The following is a 15,255-nucleotide window of genomic DNA, read 5'->3' as shown; positions in this document are numbered from 1 at the left end:
TTTACTTTTTAATTAAGTTATTTTTAAAAAGATATTTTAATTATTACTATTTTTAAATGTTTTTTCTAACGTGTAAGTTCCAATAAATGATAATAACCCGTTTAAAGGACTTTTATTTTTTAATTCTATTTTAAAAGCAAAAGTTGCACTACCTGTTTGATTATTATAAGTAACTAAAGGAGTATTTCGATTTTTTTCTTCTGTTTTGATGGTGCCTGTTAAAGGATCATTTAAATAATATTCAACACTATAATTAATTTGGTCTTCTTGAGAAGAATTTATAATAAGATCTAATGGTTTATATAATCCAGTTGCAGTATTTTTTTGAATATCATTGCTATTAGCATTTTGATAGTAAATTAAATTATTTTCATTTGGGATACTTTGAGATAAATCTGCATTATTCAAAATATTTATTTTAACTTTGGCTGCCATAGCTTTTAGTTCTTCAAAATTAAATTTAATTAACTGTTGTTGCGGAGTAATTATTTTTAAGTTTTCAACTGCAAATAAATTTTCTATTGAAGCAACCGGTACAATTTTTTCTAAATAATAATTAATTATTAAATTATTATTATCCACTTTAGTAAATCAAATACTTTTATTTTCATTAATTAGATAATGGTTTTTATTTTGATAATTTTTTATATCATACTTAATTAATGATTTTAATTGCTTATTATTTTTTTCAATTTCAATTTCATTTGTTTCATCTTTTTGTGGTAGTTGTAAAAATAAAATGTTTAAATTAGGTATTAAATTTTGTGAATAGTCTATATTTAATTTTTCTGTAGCTTGAAAATCTCAAAGACGATAATTAATATCTGTATTTTCAATTTCATTGTTTTCGTATTTTTTAAATCCATCAATTACATAAATAAATTGTTTCATTAATTGAATTCTTTCGTTTTGAGATGAAAAATTATTATTATTTTTATTTTCTAAATAAACTTTAAGAAATAATTTCCCCTCTTTATCATTAGCAAAAGATTGATAATAAATATTATATTTACCATCAAATGAAGAATTAAATAATATATCAATTGGTGTTTTATCATTTTGTTCTAAAACAAAAATTTTTTCATTAGATCTTTTTTTATTGCCTTGAGTAGGATTTATTTCTAATTGTTCATGTCAAAAAGCACTATTATTTTTATAATTAGGATCCTGAATTTGGTTTTCTTGAAAAACTTCTTTTGAAGAATAAACAAATTCGCTAGCAAAATGTTTTGTCAAATCTAGTTTAGAAATATTATTAGTATCATAATTAATTTTAAAATGATAATTTTTCATAATATTATCTAATTTGTCATTTTGATTTGTTTGAACTGTTAAAAAAGTTAATCCAGTAATAGTAATAATTCCAGCAGTAATACCGCTTATTAAAAGTCCTAATTTTAATTTAAATCTTTTCATTTGTATTCCTTAGTTATATAACAAATGATCAATGTAAGTAATTAATTCATTTGTATTTATATTTTTTGTAGAAGAAATAAAAAAAACATTATTAACAAAATTTAAAAAATTGTTATTAATTAATTCATTGTGTTTTACTATTAATTGATGCTTTTCTTTTTGGTTTAATTTATCTATTTTAGTATAAATAAGATCAATTGGTCAATTAATGGATCTCAAAAAATTAATATATTTTATATCAGTGTTAGTAATACCAGTTTTAGAATCAATTAGTCATAATAAATGTTTTTTAGTATTTTTATCACTTAAAAAATTAAAAATATTTTGTAGCATTAAAACTTGTTTATTTTTAGCTAATTTTGCAAAGCCATATCCTGGCAAATCTACTATGATTTTATCATTATTGTCAGTAAAATAATTAATAAATTGAGTTCTTCCAGGTTCTTTAGATACATAACTAATGTTTTGCCCTGTAATAGCATTTAAAAGCGAACTTTTACCTACGTTAGATTTTCCTCATAAACAAAGTTGTAATTCAGTTGTATTTAATCAATTTTCTTTATCAGGAGCCGATTTTACAAATTTTCACATTTTATAATAATTTAATCATATCTTGAGCAATCATTAATTCTTCATTTGTTCTAATTACAAAAATTTTAACTTCACTATCATTAGTGCTTATTAAACTTCAATCTTTAACTTTATCGTTATTAATTTTTTGATCAATTTTTATTTTTTTAAAAAATAATTTTTCACAAACTTCTTTTCTTAGTTCAGGTTGATTTTCACCAACTCCGGCTGTAAAAACTATAGCATCAATTTTATTTTCTAACTTATTAGCATAATCAGCCACATAATCAACAATTTTTTGTACGTATAAATCATTAGAAAATTGAGCTTGTTTATTGCCTTCCGCTATGGCTCTTTGTATGTCTCTTGTATCGTTTGAAAATTCAGAAACACCTAATAAACCTGATTGTTTATTTAAAATGTTTGTTACTTCTTCAACAGATAATTTTTCATTTTTGCAAATAAATTCAATAATTGAAGGGTCAATATCACCTGTTCTAGTACCCATCATAATTCCAGCTAAAGGAGTAAAACCCATTGAAGTATCAATTGATAAACCATTTTTAATAGCACAAATACTTGCGCCACTACCAATATGTAAACTAATAATATTAGGTTTTTTAATATTTAAAATTTCTGATACTTTATTTTTAATAAAATTGTGACTTATTCCATGAAAACCATATTTTTTAATATTATATTTTTGTGTTCATTTGTAAGGAATAGGATAAATACTATTTAACAGTGGAATACTTGAGTGAAATGAAGTATCAAAAGAAGCTATTAAAGTTGCATTTGGCATAACTTCTTTAAAAGCATTAATGGCTTGTACTGCTCCAGGATTGTGTAAAGGAGCATATATTGAACATTGATTAATTAATTCAATGACTTGATTATTTAAAATTGTACTTTTATTAAAATAAGGACCACCATGTACAACTCTAAAGCCAATAGAAATTATTTCATCAATATTTTCAATAACTTTTAATTCAGATAAAAAAGTTAAAGTTTGTTCTACTGCTATTTGATGATTACTTAAAATAAGAGTTTTTTCATAAACTTGATTATTATATTTAATTGTTATTTTACTATCGGTTAAAAATATTCTTTCTGTAAGAACATTTGCAATAACATTTAAACTATTTTTTTCAAACAGTTGCATTTTAATTGAACTACTTCCAGCATTTACCACTAGTAATTTACTATTCATTTTCACTCCTTAATTGATAACTAGTTATTAAAATTGTATTTATTATATCTTTTAAATTAGCGCCTCTTGAAATATCTGTAATAACTTTATTTGTTCCTAAAATAAAAGGACCATAAGCGTTAAATTTAGCTAATTGAGTAAGAGATTTATAACAAATATTTGCAGCCGCTAAATTAGGAAAAATAAAATTATTTATTTTTTGAAAAGAAATATTTTTAATCTTTTTTTCTCAAATTATTTTATTTATTGCTGCATCAAATTGTATTTCTCCAATAGAAAAAGAATTGCTTTGTTTTTCAAAAGCCTGTGCAGCGTTAAAAATTTTTAAATTATTCTTAGTTTGTGCACTGTTTAAAGTAGAAAAACTTAAAAATGCAGTTTTGGTTTTTATATTTAAATTTTGCAAAAATTTTGTTGATAATTTTGCAATGTTTATAATTTGTTCTTCAGAAGGTTCTGGTATTACAGCAACATCTGTAAAGTTAAATAATTTATTTTTTTTATGTAATAACATAGCAGAAGTTAATGTTTTTTCTTCTGTTAAATCTAATACATCTAAACAAGCCTTTAAAATTATATTAGTTGGTGTATCAATACCTCCTATTACAGCATCAAAAAAATTATTTTTTAGTAATAAAAGAGCTTGTATTGAATAAGTTAAAACTAATTTTAAAATATTTTGATGGTCTAAATCAAAAAATTGATTTTTGTGTAAAGTTTTAGTTTTTTTAATTTGAACATAATAATTAATTAATTCTTTAATGTTATTAGAATTAGCTTCTCAAATTAAATTATTATTTATATCATAAATATTATTATTCTTTTTTAAAAAGAATAATTTTAAATTAGTTTTTTTATAAATTTTTTTAGCAGCTTTGATGAATAAAGGATTTTCACCTTCTATAAATAAAATTTTACTAAAATTATTTTTTGTTTGTAATTTAATAGTTTTTAAGATACTATTCATATTTAATTTATTAAATCTAAATGATGTCTAACAGCTAAAGCTAAATTTTTAAATAAACAAACAACAGTTAATGGTCCGATTCCTCCTGGTACAGGAGCTAATCCGCTAATATAATTTTCTAAATTAGTTGTATCAACGTCGCCAACTAATTTTAAATTACCATCTTCTTTTTGTACATAAGTAGTTCCAACATCAATAACAATAGCATCTTCCTTTAAATTATTTTTTTTAACTAATCCAGGAACTCCAGCTCCAGAAACAACAATATCATTTGTTTCTAATCCTTTAATTGTTGATTTTTTATTATAAGTAGAAAAAATTGAATTTTTGCTTGCCATTTTTTTTAATAAATGTGCAATTGGTTTTCCTACTAAAGCGGATCTACCAACTATGCCTATTTTTTTATTATTTAAATCTATGTTATAAAATTCTACTAATTCTTTAACAGCTAGTGCAGTAGCAGGAACAAAATGAAAATAATTTAACATATCTTTTTCATTGTAAAAACTAAATTCATTTTTGCTACTTAAACCATCGATATCTTTATCATATCTGACACTATCAAGAATTACCTTACTATGGATTGTTTCGGGAACGGGTAATTGTACGATAATGCCATCAGCACTTTCGTTTATAGAATCAATTTTTTTAAGCAAAATTTTTTGGTTAATATTTTCTTCAAATTTATATAATTTTGCTTCAACGTTTAATTCTTGAGCTTTTTGAATTTTATATTGTATATATTTATTTGAAGCGTCATTGTCACCAATTTGAATAATTGCTAAAATAGCTTTTCTTCCTAGAAGTTCATTTAAAAAAATAAATTCTTTTTTTAATTCTTCTGTTAATTTGTCAGTTATTTCTTTACTTTTATATAATTGCATATTAACATTCCTTTCCCTTGAGTAAATCAAGCTCTTTTTGATATGCTAATAAGTTATTTTTGTACATTTTTAGTTTATTTTGTTCTTCTAAAATTTTATTTTTAGGAGCTTTTAATAAAAATTGTTCATTTTTTAATATATTCTCTGCTCTAGTAATTTCATTTAAACAAAAATCAATTTTATTGTTTAAATCTTTAAAATAATTATTTTTTTGTTCATCATTCATAAGAATATATAACTTGATATTATTTTGAGCGATTAGAAAATCTCTATTGTCTTTGATTTTAGCATTAGCTAATTTATAAATTACTTTTAAATCAAAATTTGTTAATAAAATGTCAGGATAGAAATAAATAATATCTTTTTTACTAATTTGCTTAGTTTCTCTATACTTACGAAGTAAATCTACTATTTTAAAAACATTTTCTAAATCGCTATGATTACTTCTTTTGCGACATTTCATTTTAACTTTTTGAACATTTTGCTCTAAAATTTCTTCTTTATATAAAGTTTCAAATAAATAATCAGTTAAAAAAGGCATAAATGGATGTAAAATAATAAGAAGTTTTTTAAAGTTTTTTAAAATTTCTTTTTTATTAACCGAAACTTTAAGTACTTCAATATATCTAGAAGAAAAAATATCATTAACAAATTTTTCTATTTCTGCTCCTATTATTGTTAATTCATATTTATTCATAGCTTTTATTATTTTTTGTCTAAGTTCATGAATTTGATCTCTTATTCATTGATCTGCAGGATTAAATTCCTTTTCATCATTTAAATTTTCAATGAAACGAGCAATATTTCAAATTTTATTAGCAAAATTTCAACTCTTTTTTAAACCTTCGGTGGAAAAATTAATATCTAAACCCGGAGTAGAATTTGTAACTAAATATCATCTTAAAGAATCGGAACCATATTCTTTGATTAAATCCATAGGATCAACACCATTATTCAATGATTTAGACATTTTTCTTCCTAATTGGTCTCTTACTAAACCATGAATTAAAATATTTTCAAATGGTTTTTTATTCGTTAATTTTAAACTTAAAAAATACATTCTTGCGACTCAAAAGAAAATTATGTCATAGCCTGTTACTAACAAATTAGTAGGAAAATAACGTTCTAACATTTTATTTTCTGTAGGTCAACCTAAAAAAGAAAATGGCGTTAATGCACTACTAAATCATGTATCTAATACATCTTCATCTCTTTTTCAATCTTCGCCGGGAGATTCTATTTGCACCTTAATTTGATCATCTTTATATCAAGCAGGAATTTGGTGACCTCATCATAATTGTCTAGAAATAGTTCAATCATGAGCATTTTCCATTCATTTTATCAATGTTTCTTTAAATCTTGAAGGAAATATGTTGACAGCATCAGAACTATCAAGATGATTTAATAATTTTTCTGATAAATCTTTCATTTTAACAAATCATTGTGGTCTAACTAAAATTTCAATTGGAGTATCTGATCTTTCTGAATAGCCTACATTAGAAATAATTTTTTCTGCTTTCAATAATAAATTATTTTTTTCTAAATATTCTTTAATTACTTTTCTTGCATTTTCTCTATTTAAATTATTAAATTTTTTTATATTAGAAATAATTAAACCTTCTTGATTTATCGTCTCAATAATTTCTAAATTATGTTTTTTAATTAAATCAATATCAATTTCAGAATGAGCTGATAATTTCATTAAACCACTTCCAAAATTTATATCAACATATTCGTCAGCTATTAATGGAATAATCTTTTTAGTTATTGGATGAATAATTTTTACATTTAATAGGTTTTTATATCTATGATCTTTAGGGTTATATACTACTGCTACATCGCTTAAAAGAGTTTCCGGTCTAGTTGTTGCTATTGTTAAATATTCTGAACTATTTTCCAAGTAATATTTAATATAAAGCATTTCTTGTTCAACACTTTTATTAACTATTTCTATGTTAGAAATAGCTGTTTTTAATTTAACATCTCAATTAATTGCTTTAACATCACGATATATTAAATTTTGATTATATAAATCAATAAAAGTTTTATTTACTGCAATATTTGATTTTTCATCTAAAGTAAATCTTTCTTTTTCATAATCTAATGAAAGTCCTAGTGCTTGTCATTGTTTTCTAAATTTAGCTGCATATTCTTCTTTTCAATTTCACACTCTTTTTAAAAATTCTTCTTTTCCTAAATCATATTTAGTTAAATTTTCATTTTGTAATAATAAATTTTCTATTTTGCTTTGTGTAGCTATTCCTGCGTGATCCATACCAGCTATATAAAAAGTATCATAATTTTCCATTTTTTTAAATCTTAAAATGGTATCTTGTAAATATGTATCAAACGCATGCCCTATATGTAATATGCCTGTTACATTAGGAGGTGGTAATAATACTACAAAAGGCTTTTTAGTGTCATCGTGAATACTAAAATATTTTCTTTTTATTCATTTTTTAGCTATTATGTTTTCAAAATTTTCTGGCGAATATTTAATATCAAGTGACATATAATTTGCTCCTATATTTGTAAATAATTAGTTCTTATAATTATATTATTTTTTTATTAATAATAAAAAACAAGCTTTTAAGTTTGCTTGTTTTTATCTTGTTTAGCAATAAAAAAACTAGTATTTTCCAAAGGATTTTGTAAATCGTAATTATAGTATTGTGTTTTTTGATTTAAATCAGCTTCACTTGTAAAAGCAAAAGAAATAGTTTCTATATCTTTATTTTGAATTGAATTAACTATATTGTTGTAATTGGTTATTACATAGTGTTGTGTACTTATTTCATAATTATCAGTTAAAAAATATTCACTTAATTTCATATTTTTTGTTAAATAATAATTATTAGTATTTTGCTCTTTATTAAAACTATAAAAACTATTATTTAAAATTTTATTGGTATTTCCATATTCTAATTCTCTATTTTGAGAAAAAAGATACATTTGTTCAAATAAATTTTCATCTAACAATGAGTAACGATTTGTAATAAAAATTAATGTAATATTGTATTTTTTACATATATTTTTAATATTTACTAATTCATTTTTAATATCTCAATTAGGATTATCTAATATAAATAATAAAGAAGGCTTTTTCATTATAAAGGATAAAATTATTAGTTCTAATTTATCTTTAAAATTAATATCATTATTCAAATTTATGATTTTATAAAATTCAATTTTTGAATCATAAATTATTGTAAAAAATTAGACAAAATCATTAAATCATTAATTAATTTTTGCTAATTTTTTTATTTAGAAAAATAATATTTTTATATTTAAGCAAAAATTAATTAATGGAATGAATGAATAATAATGGACTATTCTTTTTTTAATTCAAGAACTAATGAATTATTATCATTATTTTTTACAATTTTGTTATAAAAATTTTTATATTTATTTATTAATTGTATTAATAAATCATAAAATAAATCAATATTATCCAAACATTTTTGATTATTTTTAATGTTTTTAATTAAGTTTATTTCAATATGTTTGTTTTTTCATTCGTTTTCTATTTTTAAATCAAATAATTTAGCTTGTAGTTTTGTAAAATTATTTTTATCTTCAATATTTACATAACTTATAGTTTGTTTTCTTTTGTGTATTTTTAATTCATTTTTTAATGAAATGATTTTATCTAAAATATTTTCTAAATTTCTTTCATTTTTATCTTGATAGCGTTCAAAATTAAAATAAAATTTTTCTTTAATTGTGTGCTTAATTGCTTTTTCAAAATCATTTCCATAAATAGAAAGATTGTTTGAAATAAATAGTTTTACGTAAAAAGCTAAATCATAATGGAATAAATTAAGAGTTTCTTTATTCATTTGAATAATAATATTTTTATGTTTTTTTATTAATTTAATTAAAAAAGAAGAAATTGCAAATTTTTTATACAAAATATAATATTCGGAACTATTTTTATTAACATATTTTAATAATTGTTTTTTTATAAATAAATTTTTTCTATATCAATTTAATATAGCATTATATTGTGAAGAATTTTTTAGTTCTAAATTATTTTTTAATAAATTCTTATAGAAATTTAATTTAGTTTGTAAACTTTTTTGTTCAATTTGATTGATTAAAAAAGTCTCTCCTTTTTTATTAATAATTTCTAGATATTTTAAATTATCATCTAATAATTTAATCTGAGTATCACCTAAAAAGTCTTCAGCATTTTTAGTTTTATTAATAAAAAAATTTAATTTTTGATTTAATGAATCTAAAATATTGAAAATAAAATTAAAAATTTCTTCTAATAATATATCGTTTTCAGCTAACAAATTAAAAATTTTTGGATCCTTATTTAATAAATATTCATCAATAGTTACTTTGATTTTTTTTATAGCATTATCTAATCGTTCGATAAAATAATTAATTTTTTTATGATTAGATTCCATTGAATTAAAAATAATTTTTTTAATTAAGTTTTTATACTTATAAAATGTTTTTTCAACTAATTTAATTTTTTCTAAATTTATTTGATAATTTTTTTTAAAATCAAAATATTTAAATAAAATTGGAGTGATTTGTGAATTATTATTCATTTTATTTAAATTTATTTCTTTTACATAATTAAGAATTTTTTTATTTTGAAAAATATACTCACTATTATTTTTATTATCTAGTATAAAATTACAAATAGCTTTTTTAGAACTAATTAATTTTTTTATGCAATTATCTTGGAAAAAAAAATTATTTTGATCTTTAATATAAAAAACTGTAGAAATATTTTGGTAAATATTAATTTTTTTAATTGCAAAATAACTATTATTAAATCGTTCAAAATAATTTTCAAGAGAAAATAATAATTTTTTATCCATAATAAAAGTATAATAAAATTAAATAAAAAAGAATTAAAAAAGGGGATGAAAAGGCTTCGACATATTAAAAGTTTATTATTCATCAGTAGTGTGGTAGACTATAATACTTCTAGGCTTTATAATCGCAAAAGATAAAAAAGTTAAAGAACTTAATGTTCAAAATTTATTAGTTGCACAAAGTGCAATGCAATCAAATCTTGTATTTGCTTAGTTAAAAGCTACAAGTGGCTTATAAGATTTTAACCTTGAATCTTCTAAGTTGGCTAAAAAGGTGAAGTTTGAAATTGATTTAATTTCATTACTCGTTATTTTGTTTTCTTTTTTAAAACAAGTAATTATTTAAAAAGAAATAAACTGTAAAAAGTGAGTTTTAAGTTTTTATTATGGACACGGGTTCAACTCCCGTCATCTCCACCATATGTTTTTAAAATAAAAAACACAACTTAATAAATAATTTAACAAGTTGTGTTTTTTATTTTAAAAATTTTTAAATATCAAAAAAAAAAAAAAAAACGATAAACGTTTTTTCATTTAATTATGATATGGCTGCCCCAGTTAGATTCGAACTAACGCATGACGGAACCAAAACCCGTTGCCTTACCGCTTGGCTATGGGGCAATATGGTGGAGGGGGAGGGATTCGAACCCCCGAACCGTGAGGAAGTGGGTTACAGCCACCCGCGTTTGGCCGCTTCGCTACCCCTCCATAAGCATTAATATTATACTATGAAAAAAATAATTTTTAAAAAATATTTATTTAAATAGAAATTAATTTAATAATATTTATTTTTTGATTTATTTTATAATTAAAATGAATACAAAATATTTTAATTGAATATAAAGGAAATAATATTATGAAAAAAATTGCAATAAATGGTTTTGGAAGAATAGGACGTTTATTCTTTCGTCAATTAATTGACCAAAAAAATCATGATTTAGAAGTAGTAGCTATTAATGATTTAACTGATCCATCTATGTTAGCTCATTTATTAAAATATGATACTTCATTTAGACAATTTAATGGAAATATTGAAGTAAAAGAAAAATCAGTTGTAGTAAACGGAAAAGAAATAGCCATATATAGTGAAAAAGATCCAGAAAATTTACCTTGAAAAGAATTAGGAATTGATATAGTAGTCGAATGTACTGGTTTTTTTACTAAAAAAGAATTAGCTAATAAACACATTATAGCAGGAGCAAAAAAAGTATTAATTTCTGCACCTGCAGGCTCAGATGTAAAAACAGTAGTTTATAATGTTAATCATGAAGAACTTACTCGAGATGATTTAATTGTTTCTGCTGCTTCATGTACAACTAATTGTTTGGCTCCAGTTGTAAAAGTTTTAAGTGATAATTATGGTATATTAAATGGTTACATGACAACTGTTCACTCTTATACTGCAGATCAAATGTTACAAGATGGACCACATCGTAAAGGTGACAAAAGAAGAGCAAGAGCTGCCGCAGCTAATATTGTTCCTTCTACTACTGGTGCTGCCAAAGCAATTGGTTTAGTAGTTCCAGAAGCAAAAGGTGTTTTAGATGGTGCTGCATTAAGAGTTCCAACAATAACTGGTTCATTTGTTGATTTAACTGTTGAATTAAAAACACAACCTACAGTTGAAGAATTAAATAAAAAATTCGCAGAATCTGCTAATGAATCTTTTGAATATAATACAGACGAAATAGTTTCTTCTGATGTTATTGGTTCACACTATGGTTCAATATTTGATGCTACATTAACTAAAATACAAGAAGCTAATGGCAAAAAATTATATAAATTATTTGCTTGATATGACAATGAATCTTCATATGTTGCACAATTAGTTAGAACAGCTAATTATTTGGCTAATTTATAAAAAAATAAAAAATAGTATTATAAAAATACTATTTTTTATTTGCAAATTTAATATAAGGTTGTGCTTTTTTGTAATATTGTAATGCACTAATTCAAGCAAGAATGGCAGCACAAATTAAAGGAATATTAATAATAAATTTAATTCAAATTTGGTCTAAAACATTAAATCAAGTACTAAAAATAATAAATATTAAAATAATAATAATACCAATAGTAATTAAAAAAGTTTTTCATTTGGCTGTTTTAATGGCTGCAACATCAATTTTATTTTTACTCATTTCTACTCTTAAGGCCGCCACAAAAGAATCTCTTATTAAAAATAAAGAAAAAATAAATGCAATAATTCATTCTTTCATTACAATGCCATAAATAAAAGCCAAAGTAGTGATGATTTTATCAGCAACGGGATCTCATAATTTACCAAAATTAGAAACTAAATGATATTTACGAGCATATTTACCATCAAAATAATCTGTAGTCATTGCAATTAAATAAATAACCATGAATAAAATAGTAAAAACAGTAGTTAAAATTTTAGATTGATAAATTTGAAGAAAAAAAGTCATAACTAAAATAATAAATAAAGGAATTGCTAATAATAATCTTATTAAAGTTAAAATATTAGGAAGATTATAATATATTTTTTTATCGTGATTTTTATTCATTTTTTTGAAGCTCCATAGTATAAAATAAATTAATTTCTGTCAATGCTTCTTGATATTCATTTGATGTATTATCAATAAAATTTGTTTCAATTAATTGATTTATTCTTTGCAAAACATTTTCAATTTTTTTATTTCATAAATTACTTCTTGTATCTCTTAATTGAATATATAAACTTAGTAAATCATTTTGACTATCTGCATTAACAATATATTCTTTAAAATTTTTATCTGAAGCAAATGTATTTAAAAATTTATGTGCTACATCAACTATTTGACCCATTTTATATTCACCAATTGAAGGTTCAAATTCTTGTATTAATTGATTATTTTTATCAATTAATACTTTTAATTTAGCTAAGTATATTTTTTTAAAATATGATGCTCTATTTTCAAATTCGATTTTATCTTTTTTCATTTTATTCTTTTTCATTTTGTTTTTAATTGAAGAATAAATAAGAAATATGATGATAATGACAACAACTACACCTAAAATAATTCAAGTGCCTGCTCCGCTGAGAATATTGCCAATATTTTGTGTGGTAGAAGGATTAGTTTCCATTATGTTCCTTTCTAATATTTAATTATTATATTATATTAATTTATTTCTTTTTTTATTCTTATATTTGTATTAGTCTAAATAATGCAATATAATATTTTTATTAACGGTGGTTGCTTGAGCGGTTGAAAAGGGCGGTCTCGAAAACCGTTAACGTTGTAAAACGTTCAAGGGTTCAAATCCCTTACCATCGGCCATATAAAATTTATAAAATTGACACATTTTTAAAGAATTGTAAAATGTGTCAATTTTATAATAATAATTATTATTAACTTTAACGCCATTGATTAAAAAAATAAAAAAATTAAATAACAAATTGAATCATAAATTAATTTAATAATATCACTAATATTTGTTACTTTAAAAAATGTAAAAAAGAATAGATCATTTGATTTGAAAATTTTAATATATATAATGAAACCAAAGAAATAAATATGTTACTAAAATATTAATTTTTAATGAATTGTATACGACAGCACATATTAAAAAAATGCCAAGTGGCATTTTTTTAATATGTAATATTATGTAAATTAATTATTTAATATCTACTGAAGCACCAGCTTCAACTAATTTAGCTTTAATATTTTCAGCTTCAGCTGGAGCAATGTTTTCTTTAACAACTGCTGGTAAAGCTGAAACTAATTTACTTGCATCCATTAATGGAATATTTAATAATTCTTTAACAGCTTTAACAATTGGTAATTTTTTACCATTGTCCGCAACAATAACAACAGATACTGATGATTTTTCTTCAGCTTCTGCTGCTGCAGGAGCGGCTGTCACAGCAACTGCAGAAGGATCGATACCAAATTCTTCTTTCATTGCTTCAACTAATTCCATAACTTCTTTAATTGACATTTCTTTTAAAGCTTCAATAAATGTTTGTTTTTCTAATTTAGCCATAACTTATTTATCCTTTCGTTTATTGTTCTTTTTGTTCACTGATTAATTTAAGTGATAATGAAACTTGTTGTAATGGTGTGATAAGTGAGCGAGCAAGTATTGTAAGTGCTTCTTCATAATTTGGTAATGAAGATACATATGAAACGCCTGCTGCGTCAATAACTTTATTTTCAAATATACCAGCTTTAGGAACTAATAGTTTATGTTCTTTACTAAAAGCAGCAAATAATTTGAAAGCAGCTAAATCATCACTATTGCTGAAAGCAAATATATTTGGTCCAACTAAATGATCATTTAATTCTTCAAAATTTGCTCCAGAAGCAGCCAATTTGAATAAACGATTTTTATAAACTTTGATCTCAACGCCACTTTTTTTAGCTAAAACACGCAACTTTGTTAATTCACTTACGCTTAATCCACGATATTCGGCAACTACTAAAGATTTAGCGTTATTTAAATTAGTTGTTATTTCTTTAACAATTTCTTTTTTAGCTAATTTGAAAGCAGATTCTTTTGCTAAATGCATTTTTCTCCTTTCCGACTATAATAAAAGCAATACAAATTTAAGATATACACTTGGCAACCAATTAAGTTTTCACTGTTGCTGTCTACATGTATTGCTAAAAATATTTTAATTTATTTTTTAAAAAATAAAAATAAATATTTTATTTACTAGTGTGTTATAATAATAATGTAATTTGCAGAAATAATGGTTATAATGTATAATTAACTTGCTGTGGCACCATAGCCAAATTGGCCAAGGCAAGAGTCTGCAAAACTTTGATGTACGGGTTCGAGTCCCGTTGGTGCCTCCATGATCCCATAGCTCAATTGGACAGAGCGTTTGGTTACGGCCCAAAAGGTTAGGAGTTCGACTCTTCTTGGGATCGCCATATATAAAAAACTACCTAAAGGTAGTTTTTTATTTTTAATTTATATAAAAACATTAAAATAACAAAATAAACAGAATATATTCAATAGAATTGAATATTATTTTCTATGTTAATGACAATATTTATTTTATTTGCTATTATTAATAATTCATCAAGTAAATAAAACAGAAAATTTAAAAAATATTGGCTTCAAAAGAATAACAATGAACATATGTATATTAATTGTATTATAGGTGCTAATAAAATAGTTCATAGAAAACTAAAAAAAGGTAAATTTTTATTTAATATTATTAAAATAGGATAGTTTAAAACTGAAATAAGAAACATAATTATAATGTATGTAAATATTTTGTTGATATTGTATTTTTTTAAAAAATCTCATAAAAACATTAAGAATACAGTGTTACTAAATGATAATAAAAAACCCACATTATAAATTCATCTCCAGTTAATTAAAATTATTATAAACATAGAAAAAATTAATATTGAATATTTA

General features: G+C 22.5%; 13 protein-coding genes, 5 tRNA genes and 1 other RNA gene. 5 read left to right on the top strand and 14 right to left on the bottom strand.

The window, feature by feature from the left end; genetic code table 4:
• Window positions 1-36: 36 nt before the first annotated feature.
• The 8 genes from NPA14_RS02730 to NPA14_RS02695 all read right to left on the bottom strand — a co-directional run bounded on the left by NPA14_RS02730 (window position 37) and on the right by NPA14_RS02695 (window position 9,885).
• Window positions 37-1,416, bottom strand: a complete 1,380-nt coding sequence (locus NPA14_RS02730; RefSeq protein ID WP_257075876.1) for an MAG1430 family protein — start codon at window positions 1,414-1,416, stop codon at window positions 37-39.
• A 9-nt stretch (window positions 1,417-1,425) separates the two neighbouring features.
• The gene (gene yihA / locus NPA14_RS02725) at window positions 1,426-2,007 is read right to left on the bottom strand and encodes a ribosome biogenesis GTP-binding protein YihA/YsxC (RefSeq protein WP_257075874.1); all 582 of its coding nucleotides are present in this window, start codon (window positions 2,005-2,007) and stop codon (window positions 1,426-1,428) included.
• A 1-nt stretch (window position 2,008) separates the two neighbouring features.
• Window positions 2,009-3,196, bottom strand: a complete 1,188-nt coding sequence (locus NPA14_RS02720) for an acetate/propionate family kinase (RefSeq protein WP_257075873.1) — start codon at window positions 3,194-3,196, stop codon at window positions 2,009-2,011.
• Entirely contained in the window at window positions 3,189-4,163 is a 975-nt protein-coding gene (locus NPA14_RS02715) for a phosphate acyltransferase (RefSeq protein ID WP_257075872.1), read from the bottom strand. The genes NPA14_RS02720 and NPA14_RS02715 overlap by 8 nt, the downstream gene beginning before the upstream one ends.
• A 2-nt stretch (window positions 4,164-4,165) precedes the next feature.
• Complete coding sequence (locus tag NPA14_RS02710) at window positions 4,166-5,047, bottom strand: bifunctional 5,10-methylenetetrahydrofolate dehydrogenase/5,10-methenyltetrahydrofolate cyclohydrolase (protein WP_257075871.1); 882 nt, start codon at window positions 5,045-5,047, stop codon at window positions 4,166-4,168.
• Window position 5,048: 1 nt separating this feature from the next.
• On the bottom strand, window positions 5,049-7,559 hold the full coding sequence (locus tag NPA14_RS02705; protein ID WP_257075870.1) for a valine--tRNA ligase: 2,511 nt from the start codon (window positions 7,557-7,559) through the stop codon (window positions 5,049-5,051).
• 77 nt (window positions 7,560-7,636) lie between these two features.
• Complete coding sequence (locus NPA14_RS02700) at window positions 7,637-8,155, bottom strand: hypothetical protein (protein WP_257075868.1); 519 nt, start codon at window positions 8,153-8,155, stop codon at window positions 7,637-7,639.
• Window positions 8,156-8,376: 221 nt separating this feature from the next.
• A complete protein-coding gene (locus NPA14_RS02695; RefSeq protein WP_257075867.1) occupies window positions 8,377-9,885 on the bottom strand; it encodes a hypothetical protein in 1,509 nt (502 codons plus the stop codon).
• A 41-nt stretch (window positions 9,886-9,926) separates the two neighbouring features.
• Here NPA14_RS02695 and ssrA point away from each other — a divergent pair.
• Window positions 9,927-10,302, top strand: a transfer-messenger RNA (tmRNA) gene (ssrA, locus tag NPA14_RS02690).
• Between the two features lie 126 nt (window positions 10,303-10,428).
• On the opposite strand, the gene NPA14_RS02685 is transcribed toward ssrA, so the two are convergent.
• A tRNA-Gln gene (locus tag NPA14_RS02685) sits at window positions 10,429-10,503 on the bottom strand.
• Window positions 10,504-10,506: 3 nt separating this feature from the next.
• A tRNA-Tyr gene (locus NPA14_RS02680) sits at window positions 10,507-10,590 on the bottom strand.
• Between the two features lie 145 nt (window positions 10,591-10,735).
• On the opposite strand from NPA14_RS02680, the gene gap reads away from it, so the two are divergent.
• Entirely contained in the window at window positions 10,736-11,743 is a 1,008-nt protein-coding gene (gap, locus tag NPA14_RS02675) for a type I glyceraldehyde-3-phosphate dehydrogenase (protein WP_373456873.1), read from the top strand.
• Window positions 11,744-11,771: 28 nt separating this feature from the next.
• Here gap and pgsA read toward each other — a convergent pair whose 3' ends face one another.
• Complete coding sequence (gene pgsA, locus NPA14_RS02670; protein ID WP_257075865.1) at window positions 11,772-12,407, bottom strand: CDP-diacylglycerol--glycerol-3-phosphate 3-phosphatidyltransferase; 636 nt, start codon at window positions 12,405-12,407, stop codon at window positions 11,772-11,774.
• The gene (locus tag NPA14_RS02665) at window positions 12,400-12,966 is read right to left on the bottom strand and encodes an MHJ_0274 family protein (protein ID WP_257075864.1); all 567 of its coding nucleotides are present in this window, start codon (window positions 12,964-12,966) and stop codon (window positions 12,400-12,402) included. Before NPA14_RS02665 ends, pgsA begins: the two co-directional genes overlap by 8 nt.
• A 104-nt stretch (window positions 12,967-13,070) precedes the next feature.
• Between NPA14_RS02665 and NPA14_RS02660 the strand changes: the two genes are divergently transcribed.
• Window positions 13,071-13,160 (top strand) — tRNA-Ser (locus tag NPA14_RS02660).
• A 337-nt stretch (window positions 13,161-13,497) separates the two neighbouring features.
• Here NPA14_RS02660 and rplL read toward each other — a convergent pair.
• Together rplL and rplJ are read right to left on the bottom strand one after the other, a co-directional pair.
• Window positions 13,498-13,866, bottom strand: a complete 369-nt coding sequence (gene rplL, locus NPA14_RS02655) for a 50S ribosomal protein L7/L12 (protein ID WP_257075863.1) — start codon at window positions 13,864-13,866, stop codon at window positions 13,498-13,500.
• Between the two features lie 19 nt (window positions 13,867-13,885).
• A complete protein-coding gene (gene rplJ / locus NPA14_RS02650; protein WP_257075862.1) occupies window positions 13,886-14,392 on the bottom strand; it encodes a 50S ribosomal protein L10 in 507 nt (168 codons plus the stop codon).
• Window positions 14,393-14,604: 212 nt separating this feature from the next.
• Here rplJ and NPA14_RS02645 point away from each other — a divergent pair.
• Window positions 14,605-14,681 (top strand) — tRNA-Cys (locus tag NPA14_RS02645).
• Between the two features lies 1 nt (window position 14,682).
• A tRNA-Arg gene (locus tag NPA14_RS02640) sits at window positions 14,683-14,759 on the top strand.
• The last annotated feature ends 496 nt before the right edge of the window (window positions 14,760-15,255 follow it).

Origin of the sequence: Mycoplasma sp. 1018B, assembly GCF_024582675.1 — a bacterium.
Taxonomy (GTDB): Bacteria; Bacillota_I; Bacilli_A; order Mycoplasmatales; family Metamycoplasmataceae; genus Mycoplasmopsis.
This window is presented reverse-complemented; position numbering and strand designations above follow the sequence as displayed.